Genomic DNA, 20644 nt, shown 5'->3' on the forward strand with positions numbered 1-20644 from the left:
ACGGTGTTGCACGCCCTCGGTACGCGGTGGTCTTGCCGGCGCCGTTCGGACCGAGCAGGGAGAAGACGGTGCCCGTGGGCACCGCCAGGTCGATGCCGTCGAGGACCGTCTTGTCCCCGTATGCCTTGTGCAGCCCCTTGGCCGCGATGGCAAGTGAGCGGGATGTCGTCGTCATGCCGCAGAGGTTGCGGCAGGGCGCATTCAGCCCGGTTTCAGGGTGCTTTCAGCACCCTGAAACCGGGCCACGGGAGTCCTGCATCAGTAGCCGTAGATCATCTTGTAGGCGACCTCGGGGAGGAACTGACCGGCCGAGGAGCCGCCTCCGACGCCGCAGTTGCCGTCGGACTCGCCCGGAACCTTGATCCACAAGAGCATCTCGGCGCCTCCGCCCAACTGGGTGGGGGTGCCGATGCGGCGGCCCGAGGGGTTGCACCACTGGCCGTTGGAGCCGTTGCCGTTGCGGCTGGTGTCCACGACGAACGGCTTGGTGTAGCCGTAGCGGGCGCTCAGTTCACGGTTGACCGCGTTGCCGTAGGCGGTGTTCTCGGCGGTGGCGATGTAGTTGGAGATGTTGAGCGAGAAGCCGTGGGCCTGCCGGAGGCCGGCTTCGTGGAGGCGCCGGGCCATGGTCGCCGCGTCGGTCCAGCGTGGATTGCCGGCGTCCATGTACACCCAGGTGTTGGGGGCCTGGCGGTTGAACTCGGCGAGGGCGCCGGTGAGCATGCTTTCGCGTTCGTCGATCTGGGCCTGGGTCATGCAGCCGTAGTCCCCGAGGGAGTCCGGTTCCAGGATGACGACGGCCGGGCGGTTGGCGATACCGCCGGCGAACTGGGCTATCCAGCTCCGATAGGCGGACGGCGAGGCGGCGCCGCCCGCGGAGTGCCCGCCGCAGTAGTCGCGGTTGTAAATGTTGTAGGCGACGAGGAGGGGGAGCTTGTCGACGCGGTCCGCCGCTCCCGCGTACCCGCCCGTGGCGGTGCCGATGGTGCCGCTCCAGGAGCCGAACCAGCGGGCCATCGGGGTGTTGGCGATGGAGGCGTTGATGGCGGCGGCTCGGCCGTCACCGGGGTTGGCGGCGGTCCACCTCTTCGCGCTGGAGTCGGGATCCACGTAGAACCCGCTGGTCATGCTGGTCGGATCGGCGGCGTGGGCGGACGGTGCGGCGGCGAACGCCAGCGGCAGAGCGAGGAGCGCTGCGGCCAAGGCGCGGAGTCTGGGCATGACTGAACCTCGATTTCCTGGCAGGTGGACGTCGCACGCTCTGGTCGTGCGACCTGAGCAGGAGCGGTGTTACGACCGGATCTTGGGAGCGCTCCCATTGGAAGCGATCCCAGCAGCACTGGAAAATCGCCGGGGTGTGTTCGGTATGGTGTTGCGGGGTAGTTGAGGAGTCAAGAGGCGATGCCCGACGCGATTCGTCTGGCGAGAACACGCCTCCCTGACCCTGAGACTGGAAGCGGTCCCAAACTTGTGGAGGTCGAGAACCCTCCCTGGGGGAAAGGCTCGTGGTTCATGGCACAGGACGCGCCGCGCCGACAGCCGACGCTCGACGAGGTGGCCGAACGCGCCGGTGTCTCCCGCTCCGTGGCCTCCCGCGCCCTCAACAACGCTCCGCATGTCAGCCGCGCCAAACGGGAGGCGGTCGAACGGGCTGTCCGGCAACTCGGTTATGTGCCCAACCCGGCCGCCCGCGCCCTGGCCACGCGTCAGACGGGAGCGGCCGCCCTGGTCGTCTCGGGAGAGGATCCGTCGATCTTCGCGGATCCGTTCTACGCCCAGGTGATCGTGGGGGCGTCGGCAGCTCTGGAAGAGGCCGAACTGCATCTGATGCTGTGCCTGGCCGCGTCCGACCGGGGCCGCAAGCGGGTGGAGGAGCTCTTCCGGACCAAGGGTGCCGACGGTGTCATGCTGATGGCGCTGCGCGAGGACGATCCGCTGGCCGATATCGCCGAGGAGGCGGAGATGCCCGTCGTGTTCGGAGGGCGCCCGGTCGGTTCGACTCCCCGGTGGTACGTGGACGTCGACAACGTCGGCGGAGCCCGCGAGGCGACCGAGTACCTGGTGTCACGCGGCCGGACGCGCGTGGCCGCGATCTGCGGGCGCCTGGACACCGAGGCCGGGCGTGCCCGGTACCGCGGATACCGGGACGCCTTGCTGGCGGCCGGCCTCGATCCGTTGCCGCCGCAGGAGGGGGACTTCACCGAGCCCAGCGGAGCCGCCGCCATGGCCGTCCTGCTGGCGCACCATCCCGACCTGGACGGGGTGTTCGCCGCCAACGACAACATGGCGGCGGGGGCGCTGCGCACCCTGCGCTCGGCCGGCCGGGCGGTCCCCGCCGACGTCGCTGTGGTCGGCTTCGACGACCTGACCGTCGCCCAGGTCGCCGATCCGCCCCTCACCACCGTCCATCAGCCCATAGCGGCTCTCGGGCGGGAGATGGCGCGCATGCTCGTCACGGTCGTCAACGGACACGACCCCACCCCGTTGATCCTGCCCACGCGGCTGGTCGTCCGCTCAAGCGCTTGACTGACGAGCATGACGGCGTGGAACGGGCCCGGCCGGCTGATCGACTACCGCGGTCTCGGTCGTCCGGGTGATCGCTGTCCGCGTTCGGTGAGGTGTCAGCCCATCAGGGCCTTGCCGAGCCTGGCGCCGACCGGAGTGCAGGCGGCGTGGATCAAGCTAGTAGGTGTGGAAGCCCCGGCCGCTCTTGCGGCCGAGGTGGCCTGCGGCGACCATGCGGCGCAGGAGGGCGGGCGGGGCGTACAGCGGCTCCTTGAACTCCTCGTACATCGACTCGGCCACGGCCTGCGCGGTGTCGAGGCCGATGAGGTCGAGCAGCCGCAACGGCCCCATGGGGTGGGCGCATCCGAGTTCCATGCCCCGGTCGATGTCCTCCGGCCGCGCGGAGCCCGACTCCACCATCCGTACGGCGCTGAGCAGGTAGGGCACGAGGAGGGCGTTGACCACGAAGCCGGAGCGGTCGGGCGCCTGGATGGCCTGTTTGCCCAGCTGCCCGGCGAAACCGCGGGTGCGCCGCACGGTGTCCGCGCTGGTGGTGAGGGCGGGAATGAGCTCCACCAGCTGCTGCACGGGCACGGGGTTGAAGAAGTGCATGCCGATGACCTGCGCGGGCCGCTCGGTGACGACGGCGAGATCGACGACGGGGATCGAGGAGGTGTTGGTGGCCAGGATCGCCGCGGGGTCTTCGACCGCCTTGTCGAGGGTGCGCAGGACGTCCGTCTTGATGTCACGGTTCTCGGCGACCGCCTCGACGACGAACTGACGGTCGGCCAGGTCACTGAGGTCGTGGGTGAAGGAGAGCCTGGCGAGGGCCTGGTCCCGCTGTTCCTCGCTGAGCTTGCCGCGCCGTACGCCTCGGTCGAGTGAGGCGGTGAGCCGGCGGCGGCCTGCCTCCAGCGCGTCCGGCGTGGCCTCGGCGACCCGGACGTCGATGCCGCTGCGGGCCGCGACTTCGGCGATGCCGGAGCCCATGAGGCCGCATCCGGCCACGCCGAGACGAGTAACGGGATCCATCTGAGGTCCTATCTGGTGAGTCGCTGCGGGGTGGCTTCCGTGGCGGCGGGGCTGGGTCAGACGTTGCGGCGGTACTGGCCGCCCACCTCGAAGAAGGCCTCGGTGATCTGCTGGAGCGAGCAGACCCGGGTGGCGTCCATGAGCACGGCGAAGACGTTGTCGCCGTTCGTCGCCGCGTTCTTGAGGGCGGCCAGGGCGTCGTGGGCCCGGTCGCGGTGGCCGGTGTGGAAGTCCCGCACGCGCTCCAGCTGGGACTGCTTCTCCGCCTCGGTGGCCCGGGCGAGTTCCAGCTCCTGAGGCCGGCTGTCGCCGCCGGGGCGGAGGAAGGTGTTGACGCCGATGATGGGCAGGGTGCCGTCGTGCTTGCGCTGCTCGTACAGCATCGACTCGTCCTGGATGCGGCCCCGCTGGTAGCCGGTCTCCATCGCGCCCAGCACGCCACCGCGCTCGCTGATCCGCTCGAATTCCTGGAGTACGGCCTCCTCCACCAGGTCCGTGAGTTCGTCGATGATGAACGATCCCTGGAGGGGGTTCTCGTTCATGGCCAGGCCCCACTCGCGGTTGATGACGAGCTGGATCGCCAGCGCCCGCCGGACCGACTCCTCGGACGGGGTGGTGACGGCCTCGTCGTAGGCGTTGGTGTGCAGTGAGTTCGCGTTGTCGTAGATGGCCGTGAGGGCCTGCAGGGTGGTGCGGATGTCGTTGAAGTCCATCTCCTGGGCATGCAGGGAGCGTCCGGAGGTCTGGACGTGGTACTTCAGCTTCTGACTGCGTTCGCCCGCCCCGTACTTCTCCTTCATCGCGACGGCCCAGACACGGCGGGCGACGCGGCCGAGGACGGAGTACTCGGGGTCCATGCCGTTGGAGAAGAAGAACGACAGGTTCGGGGCGAAGTCGTCGATGTGCATGCCCCGGGCGAGATAGGCCTCGACGTAGGTGAAGCCGTTGGCGAGGGTGAAGGCGAGCTGGCTGATGGGGTTCGCGCCGGCCTCGGCGATGTGGTAGCCCGAGATGGACACGGAGTAGAAGTTGCGGACCTTGTGGGCGATGAACCATTCCTGGATGTCGGCCATCATCCGCAGCGAGAACTCGGTGGAGAACAGGCAGGTGTTCTGGCCCTGGTCCTCCTTGAGGATGTCGGCCTGCACCGTCCCGCGCACGTTCGCGAGCGCGTGGGCCCGCAGCTCGGCCGCCTCCTCGGGTGACGGGTCACGGCCCTCGGCGGCTCGGAACTTCTCCGTCTGCTGGTCGATGGCCGTGTTGAGGAAGAACGCCAGGATCGTCGGCGCGGGGCCGTTGATGGTCATGGAGACCGAGGTGGTGGGTGCGGTCAGGTCGAAGCCGTCGTAGAGGGCCTTCATGTCCGCGAGCGTGGCCACCGACACCCCGGACGTGCCGACCTTGCCGTAGATGTCGGGACGTTCGTCCGGGTCGCGGCCGTAGAGCGTGACCGAGTCGAAGGCGGTGGACAGGCGGGTGGCCGGCTGGCCCTCGGAGAGCAGCTTGAAGCGCCGGTTCGTGCGGAACGGATCGCCCTCACCGGCGAACATCCGCGCCGGGTCCTCGCCGTCGCGCTTGAAGGGGAACACCCCTGCCGTGAAGGGGAAGTAGCCGGGCAGGTTCTCCCCGCGCCAGAACCGCACCAGCTCCCCGTGGTCGGTGAAGCGGGGCAGGGCGACGCGCGGGACCCTGTTGCCGGACAGGGACTCGCGGGTCAGCTTGGTGCGGATCTCCCTGTCCCGGACCTTCACCACCTGCTCGTCTCCGGAATAGGAGGCGATGACGGCGGGCCAGTTCCCGATCTGCTCCGTGATCTGGTGCGGGAGCCGCTTGCGGGCGTCGTCGAGCAGTGAGTCCACGTTCGCGGCGTCGGAGCCGGCCTCGACGAGCTCGTCCCTGACCGCCTCCAGGCGCTGCAGCCGCCTGGCCGCCTCGGCCAGTCGCTCGGTCTCGGTGTGGTACGCGCGGACCGTGTCGGTGATCTCGGCGAGGTAGCGCACCCGGCCTGCGGGGACCACCTGCCGGATGCCGGAGGAGTGGCGTACCGCGACCGGTGCCAGCGCGCCCTCGGACAGCGGCAGGCCCTTCTCGGCCAGGCCCGTCTTCAGGTGCTGGTAGAGCGCGGTGACACCGTCGTCGTTGAACGTCGCCGCCGACGTGCCGTACACCGGCATGTCCTCGGGCCGTTTGCCGAACGCCTCACGGTTACGGACCAGTTGGCGGCCCACGTCACGCAGCGCGTCCTGCGCGCCGCGCCGCTCGAACTTGTTGATCGCCACGACGTCGGCGAAGTCGAGCATGTCGATCTTCTCCAGCTGCGAGGCGGCACCGAACTCTGGTGTCATCACATACAGCGAGGTGTCGACGAACGGCACGATCGCCGCGTCGCCCTGGCCGATGCCCGGCGTCTCCACGATCACCAGGTCGAACCCGGCGGCCTTGACCACGTCGATGACGTCGGACAGGTGCTCGGGCAGCTCGCGACTGCCACGGGTGGCCAGGCTGCGGAAGAAGACCCGGTTCCCGTCCAGGGAGTTCATGCGGATCCGGTCGCCGAGCAGTGCCCCGCCGCCGCGGCGGCGGGTCGGGTCGACCGCGATCACGGCGATCCGCAGCTTGTCCTGCTGATCGAGGCGGAAGCGGCGCACCAGCTCGTCCGTCAGTGACGACTTGCCCGAGCCGCCCGTACCGGTGATGCCGAGCACCGGCATGACCCGCGCCTTGGCGGTGGCCCGCAGCCGCTCCAGGAGATCCGGGGGCAGCTTGCCCAGTTCCGCTCCGGTGATGGCGCGGGCGATCGCGAACCGGTCACCGGCCAGAACGGCGGACGCGTCGGCCGGCTTGCCGTCCCAGAGGTCGAAGTCGCAGTCCTGGACAACCGAGTTGACCATCCCGGCCAGGCCCATCCGCTGCCCGTCCTCGGGCGAGAAGATGGTCACCCCGCTGCCGCGCAGCCGGGCGATCTCCTCGGGCACGATGACGCCGCCTCCGCCGCCCACCACACGGATGTGGTCGGCTCCCGCCGCGCGCAGCGACTCGACCAGGTACTCGAAGTACTCCACGTGCCCGCCCTGGTACGACGAGACGGCGACACCGTGGGCGTCCTCCTCCAGAGCGGCGTCGACGACCTCCCGCACGGACCGGTTGTGTCCGAGATGGATCACCTCGGCGCCCTGCGACTGGAAGATGCGCCGCATGATGTTGATCGACGCGTCATGCCCGTCGAACAGAGCCGAAGCCGTGACCAGGCGGACAGGGTGCACGGGTCGGTGCAGGTCGCTCATGGGGGCCTTCCCGGACGGGGCGGGGGTACTGCCGACAGAAGAGATACTAGGACGTCCTAGTAAATTGCAGGGAGTGATCGCCGTCACAGATCCAGGACGAGGCGAGTCCCGCACGAGCGGGAGACGCAGATGAGCATGGTGTCGCCGGCGGCCCGCTCGTCCTCGGTCAGCAGCGAGTCGCGGTGGTCGGGCTTGCCGCCGAGTACGTCCGTCTCACAGGTGCCGCACGTGCCTTCCCGGCAGGAGAAGTCCACCGCTACACCGGCCTGCTCCACGGTTTCGAGCACCGAGCGGTCCGCCGGCACGGTGAGGGTGAGCCCGGATCGTGCGAGCTCCACCTCGAAGGCCTCGGCCTGGCCGGTCGCGTCCGCGCGTACCGGAGCGAACCGTTCGACGCCCAGCGTGCCGGGAGGCCAGTGCCCGCAGTGTTCCTGCACCGCCTGCAACAGCGGCTCGGGACCGCAGGCGTGGACCAGGGTGCCCTCCTGGGGTGCGCCGAGGTGGGCCGCGAGGTCCAGCAGGCCGTACTCGTCCTGCGGACGGACGAGCACCCGGTCCCCGTGCGGGGCGAGGCGGTCCAGGAACGCCATGGAGGTACGGGTGCGCCCGCCGTACAGCAGACGCCAGTCGGCCCCCGCGGACTCGGCGGCCTCCACCATCGGGAGGATGGGCGTGATACCGACGCCGCCGGCGATGAACAGGTGGCGTGCGGCGGGCCGCAGCGGGAAGTTGTTCCGCGGTCCGCGGACCCGCAGGACGGTGCCTTCGCGCAGGTGGTCGTGGATGTACGCGGAGCCTCCGCGGCCCTGCGGCTCGCGCAGCACGGCGATCTGCCAGGAGTCGCGCGCGGCCGGATCTCCGCACAGGGAGTACTGACGGATCAGGCCCCCGTCGTCACCGTTCAGGAATACGTCGATGTGGGAGCCCGGTGTCCAGGCGGGGAGCATCCCGCCGTCGGGGCGGCGCAGGGTGAGGGAGACGACGCCGTCGGCGGCGAGGGTACGGGCCGCCACGACAAGGGTCGTGTCGACCGAGGTCAGTTGGACGTTCATGATGATTCGGCTCCGGGTTCAGTCCTGGGTCGGCACATGCAGCAACAGCGCGTCGCCCTGGCCGCCGCCCCCGCACAGGGCCGCCGCTCCGCTGCCGCCTCCGCGCCGCCGCAGTTCGGCCGCGAGGGTCAGCACGAGCCGGGCTCCGGTCATGCCGACCGGGTGCCCGAGCGCGATCGCTCCGCCGTTGACGTTCACCTTGTCGAGAGGGAGGTCCAGCTCCCGTACGGAAGCCAGGGCCACTCCGGCGAACGCCTCGTTGATCTCGAACAGGTCCAGGTCGGCGGCTTTCAGGCGGCCGTCACGGGACAGGGCGTCACGGATCGCGCCGGCCGGCTGGACGAGCAGTGAGGGGTCGGGGCCGGCGACCGTGCCGTAGGCGCCGACCTCGGCGAGTGGCGTCAGGCCCTCGAACCGGGCGCGCTCCGCGCTCATCACGACGACGGCCGCGGCGCCGTCGGAGAGCTGTGAGGAGTTGCCCGCGGTGATGGTTCCGGCGCCGGAGAAGGCCGGTTTCAGGCGCCCCAGGCTCTCGGTGGTGCTTCCCGGCCGTACGCCCTCGTCGATGTCCACCACCGTCTCGCCCCGGCGTCCGGCCACGGTGACGGGGGCGATCTCCGCGGACAGCGCGCCCGACTCCCGGGCGCGGGCGGCCCGTTGGTGGGACAGCGCGCTGTACTCGTCCTGCTCCTCGCGGGACAGGGCGTGCTGGTAGCGCTCGGTGGCCGCGCCCATGGAGACGCCGTCGAAGGCGCAGACCAGGGCGTCGCGATCGAGGGCGTCCTCGGCCGCGGCCGATCCGTACTTCCAGCCGCTGCGAGCGCCGCGCAGCAGGTGCGGGGCGCCCGACATGGACTCCATGCCACCGGCGACGACCACCTCGTGGCGGCCGGAGGTGATCATGAGGTCGGCCAGGGCGATGGCGTGCAGACCGGACAGGCACAGTTTGTTGACGGTGCTCGCGGGGACGGAGAACGGAACGCCGGCGCGGACCGCCGCCTGCCGTGCCGGGTTCGGCCCGGCCCCGGCCTGCACGACATGACCCATGACCACGGCTTCCACCGCTGCCGGGTCCAGACGGGCGGCGGCAAGTGCCGCGCCGATGGCGTGGGCGCCGAGGTCGACCGCGGACACGGTGCTCAGGGCACCCGCCAGCCTGCCGATGGGCGTCCTTGCTCCGGCGACGATGACGGATCCGGGCATGCCGGGACCTCCTGGGGTGTGGGGCGGGTCAGGCGACCGCGTCGACGGCACGTTCGGCGACCATGTGGGCCGTCTCGTTCACCGAGTGCAGGACGATCCGGCCGCCGGGCATGCGCCGCACCCGGCTGACGGACGTGTAGTCGGGGTGGAACCAGAACATCGTGGGCAGCCCGAGCACCGTCGCCAGATAGGTGTTGGTGATACCGCCGTGGCACACGACCGCGACCCGCCCTCCGGGATGGGCGTCGAGGATGGTGTCCATGGCCCGCCGGGCACGGGCGCGGAAGGCGTCCCAGTCCAGTTCGGGCACGAAGTCCTCGTAGCGCCCCTCGGCGAGCGCCGCCGCCCGCGGATCGTCCGCGCCGATCTGCTCCGGCGGCATGTAGGGCTGGGACACGTCGGTGTCCCACTCGCGCAGGTCGTCGAGGACGGTGGCGGTCATGCCGGTGAGGCGTTCCAGGGGTGCCACGGTCTCGCGGGCACGCCGGTACGGGCTGGAGTACAGCGCGTCGACGTCCTCGTGCACGAGCCAGGCGGCGAGGCGCTCGGCCTGGGCGGTGCCCTCCGGTGACAGCCGGGGGTCGAAGACGCCCGCCAGGGGGAGGCCGTGCCGGATGAGGAGGAGTTCGGTCATGGGTGGTCCTTACTGGGGGAGCCCGGCTCAGCCGGCGATGGTGCGTTCGGAGCGCCAGTACGGGCGGCGCATCGCACGCTTGTCGAGCTTGCCCATCGCGTTGCGCAGCAGCTCGGGGACGAACTCGTACGACTTCGGGCACTTGTGGGCGGCGAGGTGCTCGCGGCAGAACCGGTCCAGCTCATCGGCCGGCGGCTCGTCCGCCGCCACCACGACGAGCGCCCGCAGGGACTCGCCGAAGTCCGGGTCGGGCACGCCGATGACCGCGACCTCGGTGACCGCCGGGTGCCGCCGCAGGACCGCCTCGCTCTCGGCCGGGTACAGGTTCACGCCGCCGGAGACCACCACGTCCGCGGCCCGGTCGGTGATGAAGATGTAGCCGTCCGCGTCGACGAAGCCGATGTCGCCGAGCGTGAAGACGCCGGGGGAGAGATAGGCGGACCTGGTCTTGTCCGGGTCCGCGTGGTAGCGGACACCCTGGTCGTCGGGGGCCCGGAAGGCCAGCAGCCCGCGTTCGCCGGGCGGCAGCCGCCGGCCGTCGTCATCGGTGACCAGGACCTCGAACGGGGCCCGGACGCGCCCGACCGAGCCCGGGTGCGCCAGCCATTCGCTGCTGCTGATGCGGGCCACCGTCCCGGCTTCGCTGGCGCCGTACGACTCGGTCAGCACCGGACCGAACCACTCGATCATGGCCCGCTTCACGTCCGGCGGGCACGCCGAGCCGGTGTGGGAGACCTGCCGCAGGCTGGAGACGTCGTACCGGGCGCGGACCTCCTCCGGGACGGCGAGCAGCCGCTGGAAGTGGGTGGGCACCATCACCGTCGAGGAGACCCGCCACCTCTGCACCCGGCTGAGGAACGTCTCCCCGTCGTATCTGCCGAGGACGACCACCGGCTGACCGGCCGCCAGGTGCCGCAGCGAGGTCAGCGGCGCGTTGTGCTGGAGCGGACCGCACACGAGATGCGGCCCCGGCGGGAATCCGGGCCGGGCGGACATCGCGGCGAGGTAGGCGGCGCTGTCGGCGACCGGGCCGCTCACCCAGCGCACCTCGGTGCCGCGCGCCCGACCGGTGGTGCCCGAGGTGTAGACGAGCGGTGGCCGGGCGGGCCGGTCCGACGGGACGGCGCGTCCGGCCGGCGCGGCCGCCAGCCACAGGTCCCAGTCGAAGGCGTGCCCGGCGGCCGGAGTTCCGTGCGTCACCAGCGGCAGGCCCAGTTCCCGGGCCGCGTCCAGCGCGGCACCCGCCCCTGCGGGACCGGTGACGATCGCGGTCACGCCCGCGTCGATGATCTGGTCGACGAGTTCGCCCGAGGTGAGGTTCCGGGACGTGGCCACGGTCCCGACCCCGGCGCGCAGGCCGGCCAGATGGGCCACCAGCGTCGGGATCGCGTTGTCACCGAGGACGGCGATCCGGTCGTCGGGACCGGGTGCGAACTCCAGCAGCCGCGCCGCCGCCCGCGCCACCTGGTCGGCGAGGTCGGACCAGGACAGCACGCCCAGGTCGTCCACCAGGGCGGGGTCCTCGGGGGTCTCCTGGGCGCGACGGTCGAGTGGCAGCGGCGACATGGCTCCTCCGGCGGCTCCTGGGTCCTCTCCCGAATCGAGGGGGAGAGGTGATGCGGAGACTGTAGCGTTTATCAAGAAAGTACGGAACACTCTGTTCCAAGCGGAGGTGTTCCCGCATGCTCAAGGCGCCTGGCTGGCGCACTTCGCCGCCACCGTTACTGAATCTTTCGTCTGGTAAGTGTCCGAGGAGGAGTCATGCCCCAGCCCGATCCGGACGCATGGCGCACGCAGGTACGGCAGTGGCTGGCCGGCGTGCTCGAACCGGCGCGGGCGCCGGAGTCCACCGGAGAAGACGCCGATCTCGCCGTGTTCCACAACCTGCCCGAGGACGAGGAACGCCTGCTGCTGGAGCGGTGCCGCGCCTATCAGCGGGCCCGCTTCGACGCCGGCTACCAGGCGCTGACCCTCCCCACGGACAGGGGCGGCGCGGGCCTGACCGCCGCCCACGTGGCCGCCTTCGCCGAGGAGGAGTCCGCCTTCGAGGTGCCACCCTCCACCGAGCTGATCAGCGTCACCGTGCGCCTGGTCGCGATGGCCGTCTCCCTCTTCGGGACTGCGGAGCAACTCCACGAGCACGCACGCGCGTTCCTGCGCACCGACCTGCTGGCCTGCCAGCTCTTCAGCGAGCCGGGTGCCGGGTCCGACCTCGCCGCCCTGCGCACCCGCGCCCGGCAGACCGACGGGGGCGAGTGGGTGATCGACGGCCAGAAGGTGTGGACCTCGGGCGCCCAGTTCGCCGACTACGGCCTGCTGCTCGCCCGCACCGACCCGGATGTCGTCAAACAGGCCGGCATCACCGCCTTCCTGGTCCCGATGGACGCCCCGGGCGTGGAGGTGCGCCCCATCCGGCAGATGAACGGCGGCGCGTCCTTCAACGAGGTGTTCCTCAGCGGCGTACGCGTCCCGGACCGGCTCCGGATCGGGCGGCCGGGCCAGGGCTGGGAGGTCGCCACCACGACCCTCGCCTTCGAACGGACCGCCTCCGGCAGCGGCAACCGCCGCAAGGGCGGCACCTTCTCGGACGTGCTCGCACTCGCCCGCTCCCTCGACCGCACCTCGGACCCGCTGGTCCGCCAGCGTCTCGCCGACCTGTACGTGCGGGCCGCCCTGCGCGCGGCCACCGTGGACCGCGTCGCCAGGACGAGCGCGGCCGGCGGACGGCCGGGCCCCGAGGCGTCGTTGACCAAGCTCATGGCCTCCGACCTGCTCACCCGCACGGGACAGGTCGCCGCCGAGCTGATGGGGGCGCGCATCAGCGCCGACACCGGGGAACCGGGCACCTTCGCCTGGACACAGCACCTGCTCGGCGCCCCCGGCTACCGGCTGGCCGGAGGCACCGACCAGATCCAGCGCAACCTGATCGGCGAGCGGGTGCTGAAGCTGCCACCGGAGCCGCGGGCGGACCGGGCGCCGTTCTCGCAGCTCCCCGGCAACTGAAGGACTTCTCGGCAACCGGGCTACCGGGACCGTTCCGGCAATCACAAAGGAGTGACATCGATGGATCTGGGACTGACAGGAGCGAAGGCGCTGGTGACCGGCGCGAGCCGGGGCATCGGCCGGGCGATCGCCGCAGCCCTCGCGGCCGAGGGCTGCGCACTGGCTCTGTGCGCCCGGGGCGAGGAAGGGCTGGCCAAGGCAGCCGCCGAACTGCGTGGCGAAGGGGCCACGGTGTTCGCGGACCCGGTCGACGTCACCGACCCGACAGCCCTGGCGGCGTTCGTGGAGCGGGCGGCCGGTGAAATCGGCGGCCTGGACCTGCTGGTGTCCAACGTGTCGGCCGGCAATGTGAAGGGCCCCGAATCCTGGGAAGCCAGCCTGCGCGGCGACCTGATCCCGTTCGCGGGACTCGTCGAGGCGGCTCTTCCGTACCTGGAGGCCTCCGAGCGGGCCGCCGTCGTGGCCATCGGCACCACCAACGCCTCCGACACCGCGCGCCCGGCCGGAGCGAACTCCTACTCCGCGCTCAAGGCCGCCGTCGTCCAGCACGCCTCGGCCCTCGCGCACTCCCTCGCGCCGAAGGGCATCCGCGTCAACACCGTCTCGCCCGGCCCGATCGACTTCCCAGGCGGCGCCTGGGAGACCATCCGCACCAGCCGCCCGGAGGTGTACGAGGAGATCCTGGCCAAGCTGCCGATCGGCCGCTACGGCACCGCCGAGGACGTGGCCGCGGCGGTGGCCTTCCTGCTCGGACGGACCGGCTCCTTCTGCGTCGGGGTCAACCTCGTGGTGGACGGCGGGTTGCTCACCCGCGTCCAGTACTGAGCCGTGGGTGGCCCGGCCGGCCGCCTTGACGCCGTACTGGTCTGCGGCGGCCGCTGGCACGACTTCGACCTCGCGCGACTGCGGCTGCTGGAGCTGCTCGGCGAGCATCCCCGGGTGCGCACCACGGTGTACCAGGACTACGACTGCGTGGCCGCGCTCGACAGGGCCGACGTGCTGGTCACCTACACCTGCGACGTCCGGCCCCGCCCGGCGCAACGGGCCGCGCTGGCACGGTTCGTCGAGCGGGGCGGGCGCTGGCTCGCCCTGCACGGCACCAACGCGGTGATCGAGCCGTCGACGGGCAGCGGCCCGCGGGTGTTCACGACGCCACGGCTGCTCGGGGACCTGGCGGAGGTGCTCGGCAGCCAGTTCCTGGCCCACCCGCCGATCGAACCGTACGAGGTGCGGGTGACCCGGCCCGAGCACCCGCTGGTCGCCGGGATCGAACCGTTCACGGTCACCGACGAGCTGTACGTGTGCGAGCTGCACGGCGAGCTGGAGGTGCTGCTGCACACCGAGTACACGGGGCCGTGCCGCGGTTTCGCCGAGGGCGACACGGCGGCCCTCGACCGCGCGCCCCGGCCGGTGCTGTACCTCAAGCGGCACGGCCTCGGCGAGCTCTGCTACTTCACTCTCGGCCACTGCCGGGGCCGCTACGACGTGCAGGACCTCGGCGTCGACGACACCGGGCGCGTGGACGTGGGGCCCTGGCAGACACCGGAGTTCCTGACCGTGCTCCGGCGCTGTGTGGAGCGGACGGTGGGCGGGCGAAGCCCGGCTCGGTGAAGCACGGGCCGTGGAGTGGGTGCCGGGGGACCCGCGGGGACTGCGCAGGGGTCCAGCCCGACCGTCCGACCTGCGGATTGCCATGGACGGGGCCTCGCAGCAGGCGTACCGTGCCTCCGCACGCGCTCTTTCGCGGGCCTTTTCGTACTCCGCCCGTGGGGGGCCAACCGTCATGTCTGCTTCCGATGAACTCCGTCCGCGTCGCATGCTGCCGAACGGAACACCACGCTCGGTGCGCGGCCTGCTGGCCGCGGCGTCGGTGTCGCTCGCGATCGTCGCCCTGAGCGATCTCCTCGGCATCTTCGCCGGAGCCCGGATCTACCTGCTCATCGACGAGGACCAGGGATTCGCCGCCGCTCCCCGGCAAAGACTGGACGCCGCCTACTCGCTGTACCAGACAGCCGGCAACGTGCAGGGCATCGTGTTCGTGCCCTGCGCGGTCCTCTTCGTCGCCTGGTTCTTCTCGACGCGCCGCAACACCGGGCTGCTGGCACCTGATCGGTTCCGTAAGGGCCCGGGCTGGGCCATCGGGGGCTGGCTCATCCCCCTGGCGAACTTCTGGCTGCCGTACCGCATCGCCGTCGACATGTGGGGTGCCGCGTCACCCCTGCCCGCCGACGGGGAACCGTACCGGGCAGGGATCTGGCCCGTGAACCTGTGGTGGGGCCTGCTCGTCGCCAGCTCGCTGTCCGGCCTGTACGCCGCGTCGCGATACGAGAGCGCCGAGACCCACACGCAGATTCGGGCCGCGGTGATGCAGTACATGGCGGCGGACGTCCTGCACATGGCCGCTGCCGTGGCCGCGGTGTACTTCGCCGTCCGCCTGACGTCCATGCACTGGCTGAAGGCGACCGCGAGCAGCCCTTACGGCGCGTGAGGCGACGAGGCGTGCGGCAGTACCACCGCGCGGCCGTCGATCTCCCCGGCGTGCAGGCGCTCGTACGCCTCGGGCGCCTGTTCCAGTGTGAAGGTCTTGACGTGGGACGACACGAGACCCCGGCCTGCGAGCTCCAGGACCTCCATGAGTTCCGTCCGGCTGCCCCAGTAGGGGAAGGAGGCCGACACCTCGAACGGCAGACCGCCCCCGAAGCCGACGGCCAGCGTGCCCCCGCCGAGGCCGACGACGGTGACATCGCCCGCCACCGCCACCGACGCGGCGGCGACCGCCAAAGTCGCCTCGGCTCCGACGAAGTCCAGGACGACCTGCGCTCCCGTACCGCCGGTGAGTCCGCGGATTCGTGCGGCCGCCTCGCCGTCGGAGAGGAGCGTCTCGTGCGCGCCGACTTCGCGGGCCAGCTCCAGCTTCTCCTTGCTCACGTCGAGGGCGACCACCCGGGCCGGGGTCAGTGCGCGCAGCAGCTGCACGGCGAGGTGCCCCAGACCGCCGACGCCGATCACCACCGCCGTGCTGCCGGGCAGCAGCTTCGGCAGCGATCCGCGGATCGCGTGATACGGGGTCAGTCCGGCGTCGGTGAGCGGTGCGGCCTGCACCGGGTCGAGTCCGTTCAGCGGCACCAGGTGCCGGGGCGAGTCCACCAGAAGGTACTCGGCCAGGGCACCGGGTGAGCCGAGCCCCGGCGGCAGGATGCCGAGCCCGGCGGCGCGCGGACAGCGGTTCTCCTTGCCCTCGGCGCACTGGTGGCAGCGCCCGCAGCCCCACGGGCCGTACACCGCCACCGCCTCGCCCTCCGCCACGGCGGTGACACCGGCGCCCAGCGCCGCCACCGTGCCGACGCCCTCGTGACCGAGTGTCATCGGCAGGGCGTAGGGGAACTGCTCCTCGGGCCAGCCCATCACCGCCAGATCGGAGTGGCAGAGCCCCGCCGCCGTCACCTTCAGCAGCACCTGGCCCGGGCCGGGTTCGGGTACCGGGACCTCCACCACCTCGGGGGCGTGCCCCACGCGCCGGTACTGAACTGCCTTCATCATCCGATCTCCTTGCCGGTGGTCGAGTCCGGCCGGGTCTTCGCCCGGCGGCGCAGCATGGTGGGCAGGGCGATCCGGCCCCCCGTGAGGACCAGCGCCACGATGAGGACCGAGCCGGTGAACAGGCTCGCGGCCCACTGCGCGCTGGTGGCCAGCCCGAGGCCCGTGATGCCGGTGCCGAGGAGGAGGACCGCGAGGACCGTGCCCCAGGCGTTGAAGCGGCCCGCGCGCAACTGGGTCGCCCCGACGAAGGCGGCGGCGTAGGCCGACAGCAGATACGGGGTGCCCGCGGTCGGCGATCCGGAGCCGACCGAGGCCGTGAAGACGACACCGGCGAAACCGGAGAGCAGCGCGGAGGCCACCAGGGTCAGAAAGCGCAGCCGGTCGGTGCGCACCCCTTGCAGCCGGGCCGCGTCGGCGTTGAATCCGGTGGCGTACAACCGGCGCCCGGTGGCGGTGTGTTCCAGCAGGAACCAGATGGCGAGGGCGGCGAGCAGCAGATACAGCACCGGCAGGGTGACGCCGCCGGCGTCCAGCTGGGCGATGCTCGCGAACGGCTCGGCGAGCAGCCGCACACCTGTGATGGAGCTGTCGTTGGTGACCATGGTGATGAGGGACTGGATCAGCGCACCGGTGGCCAGGGTGGCGATGAACGAGTCGACGCGCAGGACCACCACCACGATGCCGTTGACGACCCCGATCAGCAGTGCGGCGGTCATCGCCAGGGTGATGGCCGCGCCGGGGCCGAGCCCGGAGGTAACCATGAAGCAGGCGGTCAGCACGCTGGTGAGCGACATGGTGAAGGCGATGGAGAGGTCGAAGACGCGCGCGGCCAGCGGGGGGACGACGCTGAGTGCGACCAGGCCCGCCACGGCGTTGCCGTTCAGTACCTGCTTGACCGTGATGGTGGTCGGGAACGTGTCCGGCGCCCACACGGTGAAGAGCACGACGATGACCAGCCACACGTACACGGCGCCGATGTTCCGGAACGACAGGGCGGCCGCCGCCCGTCGGACCGGTGTCCCCGGCACGGACACCGGGGACCTCTCCGGTACGGACGGCGGGACCTCCGCCGCCCGGGTGGGGGTGGACGTCATGTCAGTCGGTTCCTTCCAGGGCTCATGTCACTCGGTTCCTTCCATGGCGTGCACGAGCGCGGGTTCGGTGATGTCCCGGCCGCTGATCTCGCGTGCGATCCGGCCGTCCCGCACCACCAGGACGCGGGTGCACAGCGCGAGCAGGTCCTGCGTGTCGGAGGAGGACACGATGACGCCCATGCCCTCGTCGGACTGACGCTCTATCAGGTCGTACAGCTGAAGGCGGGTGGCGATGTCCACGCCCGCCGTGGGTTCGCACAACGCCAGCACCGGCGGCCGCCCGGCCAGGCAGCGGGCCATCACGACCTTCTGCTGGTTGCCGCCGCTCAGCGTGGTGATCCGGGCCCCGGCCGGATGGCGGCCGGCCGTACGCACTCCGACCCGCCGTATCCAGTCCTGCGCCAGGGCGGACTCGCGGCGTCGGCGCAACCGCCCGGACCGGGAGCGCAGCCGGTCCAGGAGCGGCAGCGTGAGGTTCTCGCCGACCGAGAAGTCGCCGATCACTCCCTCGCCCGCCCGGTCCGCCGGGACCAGGGGAAGGCCCAGGCCACTCGCGTCACGCGCCTCGGTCCACCGCTCGGAGCGTTCCGGCAGCCGCAGCCTGCCGCTCACCCGGCCGGCGTGGGCCCCGCACACCGCGTACGGCACGATCTCGTGGCCGGAGCCGACCAGACCGGTGATGCCCAGGCGCTCGCCCCCGGCCAGGTCGAACCCGACTCCCCGCAACGGCCCGGCCCACAGGTCGCGGACCTCCAGCACGGGGTGGGTGGGACCGGAGGGGGGTGCCGGGCGATGGGTGGTCTCCATGTCCTCGCCCGCCATGAGCTCCGCCAGCAGGCGCGGAGTGAGCTCGGCGACCGGGCGGGTGGCGATCCGGCGCCCGCCGCGGATCACGGTGACCCGGTCGGCGAGCGCGAAGATCTCGTCCATCCGGTGCGAGACGTACAGGACACCGGCGCCGGCGTCGCGGACCTCCCGCACGATGTCGAAGAGGCGGGCCACCTCGCCGGGCGGGAGTACCGCGGTGGGCTCGTCGAGCACCAGGACCCCGCGGCGGCCCTCCCAGCCCTGCAGCGCGGCGGCGATGGCCACCACCGTGCGCTGGACGGGGGTAGCCGTCATCAGGGGCCGCCGTACGTCGATGCCGAGGCCGAACCGTTCGACGAGGGCGCTCGTCCGCCGCTCCATCTCCGGCCAGCGGATGTTGCCGAAGGCCGTGCGGGCGAAGCCGTGGCTGAGCGCGAGGTTGTCGATGGCGCTCAACTCGCCCACCAGCCCCAGCTCCTGATGGACGAAGCGGAGCCGGTCGTGGCGGGACGCCGCGACCTGACGTCGGAGGAGAGATGATGGACGAAACGTCGGAGCCGGCCACGGCACGGTGCCCCGGGCCCAGCGTCCAGGACTACCTCGACCAGGACAGCCGCCCCGTTCCCCCCGCCCTGAGGTACGAGCGGAACGACTACCTCGGCAGCGAGGACATCGACACCGCCCGTTTCACCTCCCGCGAGTGGGCCGAACGCGAGATGCGGCAGGTCTGGAGGCGTGTCTGGCAGTTCGCCTGCCTGGAGAGCGAGATCCCCGAGGTCGGCGACCACGAGGTCTACGAGATCGGCGACGACTCCCTCATCGTCGTCCGCACGGCTCCCGACGAGATCCGCGCCTACGTCAACGTCTGTCTGCACCGCGGCCGCAAACTGCGCATCGGCGGCGGCAACGTCAGCGAGTTCCGCTGCTCGTTCCACGGCTTCACCTGGAACCTCGACGGCACCATGCAGAGCCCGCCCTGCGCCTGGGACTTCCCGCACGTCACCCCCGAGAAGTTCGCCCTCCCCGAGGCCCAGGTGGCCACCTGGCGCGGCTTCGTCTTCATCAACATGGACCCGTACGCCGAGCCCTTCGACAGCTACCGCGGCACCTTCGACGACTACTACATCTGGCCGCTGGAGAACCGCTACAAGTCGCTGCACATCGCCAAGGTGCTGCCCTGCAACTGGAAGGTCGCGCAGGACGCGTTCATCGAGTCCTTCCACGTGATCGCCACACATCCGCAGATGCTGACGTGGCTCGCCGACGCCAACTCGCAGTACGACGTCATGGCGGACCAGCCGAACTGGAACCGGATGATCAACATCCAGGGCGCGCCCAGCCCGCACGTGGCGGACTCGGTCACCGAGGAGGACGTCCTGGAGACCTTCTACGACTCGCGCTCGTTCTACGCCGCCGCCCAGGGACGTGACCTGGTGATGCAGGAGGGTGACGAACTGCCGGCGATCCCGCCCGGCGGCACCGCCCGTCAGGTCCTCGCCGCGCGGATGCGCGAACAACTGGCGGCCACCTCGCAGCAGGACTTCTCGGAAACACCCGACACCGAGCTGCTGGACGCCATCAACTACCTGCTGTTCCCCAATTTCAACCCCTGGGGCGGCGCCAAGTCGAACATCATCTACCGGTTCCGGCCCCACGGCCTCGACCCCGACTCCTGCATCGCCGAGATCATCTTCATGTCGTCCCCGAAGCGGCCCGGCGAGACGCCGCCCCCGGCGAAGATCCGCTGGGTGCCAAAGGACACGCTCTTCGCCGACATCCCCGAACTCGGCGTGCTCGGGCCCGTCTTCGACCAGGACTGCGAGAACCTGCCCTACGTCCAGCAGGGCCTGAAGGCGATGCGCAAGCCGGGCATCACCCTGGCGAACTACCAGGAGAGCCGCATCCGCCACTTCAACCAGACGCTCGACCAGTGGATGAGCAGATGACCCACCGGGTGGCGGTCAGGCCCTCCGGCGTCGAGCTCGAAGTCCTCGACGCCGAGGACCTGTTCACCGCCGCCGGACGACTCGGCTACCGCTGGCCCACCCTCTGCGGCGGCAAGGGCACCTGCCGCACCTGCTTCGTCCAGGTCGAGGAGGGCGCCGAGAACTGTTCCCCCGTGGACCCGCTGGAACGCGAGGGCATCGAGGCCCTGCGCAGACCGGTGGACGGCCTGACCCGGCTCGCCTGCCGGCTCCGGGTCGAGGGCCCGGTGACCGTGACCAAGCGCGGCGTACGCCGCCGAGTGCAGGAGTGAGGCCCCCATGTCCAACATGTCCAAACAAGTGATCCACCCGCTGACCGGTCAGGTGTACCGGCTCACCGAGGACGGCCTGGTCGAGGTGACCGATCCCAGGACAGGGGTGCAGGGCGTCTTCGACTTCCAGGGCCGGTGGCAGTCGGGCGAACTGCGCCACGCCGACCTCCAGATGGCCGGCTGGGTCGGCCGCCTCGCCCAGCGGCGCAGCACCCAGCAGCCGGAGGAGTGAT

The 20644-nt window shown here is 71.1% G+C and carries 18 protein-coding genes and 1 pseudogene; 8 read left to right on the forward strand and 11 right to left on the reverse strand.

Translation table 11 applies throughout. From position 1 onward, the window contains the following. Positions 1-18 precede the first annotated feature (18 nt). A pseudogene (locus tag AC07F0_RS08530) lies at positions 19-175 on the reverse strand (ABC transporter); the annotation flags it as partial. 83 nt (positions 176-258) lie between these two features. Beyond that, positions 259-1221: a glycoside hydrolase family 6 protein gene (locus AC07F0_RS08535; protein ID WP_478975947.1), complete on the reverse strand. Its 963-nt coding sequence runs from the start codon at positions 1219-1221 to the stop codon at positions 259-261. A 291-nt stretch (positions 1222-1512) separates the two neighbouring features. Here AC07F0_RS08535 and AC07F0_RS08540 point away from each other — a divergent pair, with 291 nt between their 5' ends. Further along, a complete protein-coding gene (locus tag AC07F0_RS08540; protein WP_478975950.1) occupies positions 1513-2526 on the forward strand; it encodes a LacI family DNA-binding transcriptional regulator in 1014 nt (337 codons plus the stop codon). Positions 2527-2682: 156 nt separating this feature from the next. Here AC07F0_RS08540 and AC07F0_RS08545 read toward each other — a convergent pair whose 3' ends face one another. The 6 genes from AC07F0_RS08545 to AC07F0_RS08570 all read right to left on the reverse strand — a co-directional run bounded on the left by AC07F0_RS08545 (position 2683) and on the right by AC07F0_RS08570 (position 11276). After that, positions 2683-3537, reverse strand: coding sequence for a 3-hydroxybutyryl-CoA dehydrogenase (locus AC07F0_RS08545; protein ID WP_478975952.1), 855 nt, complete (start codon positions 3535-3537; stop codon positions 2683-2685). A 56-nt stretch (positions 3538-3593) separates the two neighbouring features. Further along, positions 3594-6821, reverse strand: coding sequence for a fused isobutyryl-CoA mutase/GTPase IcmF (gene icmF, locus AC07F0_RS08550; RefSeq protein ID WP_478975955.1), 3228 nt, complete (start codon positions 6819-6821; stop codon positions 3594-3596). An 83-nt stretch (positions 6822-6904) separates the two neighbouring features. Continuing rightward, positions 6905-7873: a PDR/VanB family oxidoreductase gene (locus tag AC07F0_RS08555; protein WP_478975958.1), complete on the reverse strand. Its 969-nt coding sequence runs from the start codon at positions 7871-7873 to the stop codon at positions 6905-6907. Positions 7874-7891: 18 nt separating this feature from the next. Then, positions 7892-9076: an acetyl-CoA C-acyltransferase gene (locus AC07F0_RS08560; RefSeq protein ID WP_478975961.1), complete on the reverse strand. Its 1185-nt coding sequence runs from the start codon at positions 9074-9076 to the stop codon at positions 7892-7894. Positions 9077-9104: 28 nt separating this feature from the next. Next, on the reverse strand, positions 9105-9710 hold the full coding sequence (locus tag AC07F0_RS08565; protein ID WP_478975964.1) for a histidine phosphatase family protein: 606 nt from the start codon (positions 9708-9710) through the stop codon (positions 9105-9107). Between the two features lie 27 nt (positions 9711-9737). After that, the gene (locus AC07F0_RS08570) at positions 9738-11276 is read right to left on the reverse strand and encodes an AMP-binding protein (RefSeq protein WP_478975967.1); all 1539 of its coding nucleotides are present in this window, start codon (positions 11274-11276) and stop codon (positions 9738-9740) included. A gap of 195 nt (positions 11277-11471) precedes the next feature. Between AC07F0_RS08570 and AC07F0_RS08575 the strand changes: the two genes are divergently transcribed. The 4 genes from AC07F0_RS08575 to AC07F0_RS08590 all read left to right on the forward strand — a co-directional run bounded on the left by AC07F0_RS08575 (position 11472) and on the right by AC07F0_RS08590 (position 15201). Further along, on the forward strand, positions 11472-12713 hold the full coding sequence (locus AC07F0_RS08575) for an acyl-CoA dehydrogenase family protein (RefSeq protein ID WP_478975970.1): 1242 nt from the start codon (positions 11472-11474) through the stop codon (positions 12711-12713). Positions 12714-12773: 60 nt separating this feature from the next. Continuing rightward, positions 12774-13538: an SDR family NAD(P)-dependent oxidoreductase gene (locus AC07F0_RS08580; protein WP_478975973.1), complete on the forward strand. Its 765-nt coding sequence runs from the start codon at positions 12774-12776 to the stop codon at positions 13536-13538. 3 nt (positions 13539-13541) lie between these two features. After that, positions 13542-14324, forward strand: a complete 783-nt coding sequence (locus tag AC07F0_RS08585; protein ID WP_478975976.1) for a ThuA domain-containing protein — start codon at positions 13542-13544, stop codon at positions 14322-14324. A gap of 172 nt (positions 14325-14496) precedes the next feature. Then, a complete protein-coding gene (locus tag AC07F0_RS08590; RefSeq protein WP_478975979.1) occupies positions 14497-15201 on the forward strand; it encodes a DUF4328 domain-containing protein in 705 nt (234 codons plus the stop codon). Here the strand turns inward: AC07F0_RS08590 and AC07F0_RS08595 are convergent. From AC07F0_RS08595 to AC07F0_RS08605, 3 genes are read right to left on the reverse strand one after another with little or no spacing between them, the layout of a single operon-like run. Continuing rightward, entirely contained in the window at positions 15189-16250 is a 1062-nt protein-coding gene (locus AC07F0_RS08595) for an NAD(P)-dependent alcohol dehydrogenase (protein ID WP_478976262.1), read from the reverse strand. The genes AC07F0_RS08590 and AC07F0_RS08595 overlap by 13 nt on opposite strands. Next, positions 16250-17347: an ABC transporter permease gene (locus AC07F0_RS08600; RefSeq protein ID WP_478975983.1), complete on the reverse strand. Its 1098-nt coding sequence runs from the start codon at positions 17345-17347 to the stop codon at positions 16250-16252. Before AC07F0_RS08600 ends, AC07F0_RS08595 begins: the two co-directional genes overlap by 1 nt. A gap of 27 nt (positions 17348-17374) precedes the next feature. After that, positions 17375-18619 (reverse strand): ATP-binding cassette domain-containing protein, encoded by a 1245-nt coding sequence (locus tag AC07F0_RS08605; protein WP_478975986.1) that lies wholly within the window; start codon positions 18617-18619, stop codon positions 17375-17377. Positions 18620-18693: 74 nt separating this feature from the next. Here AC07F0_RS08605 and AC07F0_RS08610 point away from each other — a divergent pair, with 74 nt between their 5' ends. The 3 genes from AC07F0_RS08610 to AC07F0_RS08620 are packed head-to-tail and all read left to right on the forward strand — an operon-like array spanning position 18694 to position 20643. Beyond that, positions 18694-20100, forward strand: a complete 1407-nt coding sequence (locus AC07F0_RS08610; RefSeq protein WP_478975989.1) for an aromatic ring-hydroxylating oxygenase subunit alpha — start codon at positions 18694-18696, stop codon at positions 20098-20100. Then, entirely contained in the window at positions 20085-20411 is a 327-nt protein-coding gene (locus AC07F0_RS08615) for a 2Fe-2S iron-sulfur cluster-binding protein (protein ID WP_478975992.1), read from the forward strand. The genes AC07F0_RS08610 and AC07F0_RS08615 overlap by 16 nt, the downstream gene beginning before the upstream one ends. A 7-nt stretch (positions 20412-20418) precedes the next feature. After that, positions 20419-20643, forward strand: a complete 225-nt coding sequence (locus AC07F0_RS08620; RefSeq protein WP_478975995.1) for a transposase — start codon at positions 20419-20421, stop codon at positions 20641-20643. Position 20644: the final 1 nt, after the last annotated feature.

The organism is Streptomyces sp. NPDC045955 (genome assembly GCF_056430805.1).

Coding starts and splice junctions, on each gene's coding strand:
- AC07F0_RS08535 (WP_478975947.1), bottom strand. CDS start 1,221: ATGCCCAGACTCCGCGCCTTGGCCGCAGCGCTCCTCGCTCTGCCGCTG.
- AC07F0_RS08540 (WP_478975950.1), top strand. CDS start 1,513: ATGGCACAGGACGCGCCGCGCCGACAGCCGACGCTCGACGAGGTGGCC.
- AC07F0_RS08545 (WP_478975952.1), bottom strand. CDS start 3,537: ATGGATCCCGTTACTCGTCTCGGCGTGGCCGGATGCGGCCTCATGGGC.
- icmF (WP_478975955.1), bottom strand. CDS start 6,821: ATGAGCGACCTGCACCGACCCGTGCACCCTGTCCGCCTGGTCACGGCT.
- AC07F0_RS08555 (WP_478975958.1), bottom strand. CDS start 7,873: ATGAACGTCCAACTGACCTCGGTCGACACGACCCTTGTCGTGGCGGCC.
- AC07F0_RS08560 (WP_478975961.1), bottom strand. CDS start 9,076: ATGCCCGGATCCGTCATCGTCGCCGGAGCAAGGACGCCCATCGGCAGG.
- AC07F0_RS08565 (WP_478975964.1), bottom strand. CDS start 9,710: ATGACCGAACTCCTCCTCATCCGGCACGGCCTCCCCCTGGCGGGCGTC.
- AC07F0_RS08570 (WP_478975967.1), bottom strand. CDS start 11,276: ATGTCGCCGCTGCCACTCGACCGTCGCGCCCAGGAGACCCCCGAGGAC.
- AC07F0_RS08575 (WP_478975970.1), top strand. CDS start 11,472: ATGCCCCAGCCCGATCCGGACGCATGGCGCACGCAGGTACGGCAGTGG.
- AC07F0_RS08580 (WP_478975973.1), top strand. CDS start 12,774: ATGGATCTGGGACTGACAGGAGCGAAGGCGCTGGTGACCGGCGCGAGC.
- AC07F0_RS08590 (WP_478975979.1), top strand. CDS start 14,497: ATGTCTGCTTCCGATGAACTCCGTCCGCGTCGCATGCTGCCGAACGGA.
- AC07F0_RS08595 (WP_478976262.1), bottom strand. CDS start 16,250: ATGAAGGCAGTTCAGTACCGGCGCGTGGGGCACGCCCCCGAGGTGGTG.
- AC07F0_RS08600 (WP_478975983.1), bottom strand. CDS start 17,347: ATGACGTCCACCCCCACCCGGGCGGCGGAGGTCCCGCCGTCCGTACCG.
- AC07F0_RS08610 (WP_478975989.1), top strand. CDS start 18,694: ATGGACGAAACGTCGGAGCCGGCCACGGCACGGTGCCCCGGGCCCAGC.
- AC07F0_RS08620 (WP_478975995.1), top strand. CDS start 20,419: ATGTCCAACATGTCCAAACAAGTGATCCACCCGCTGACCGGTCAGGTG.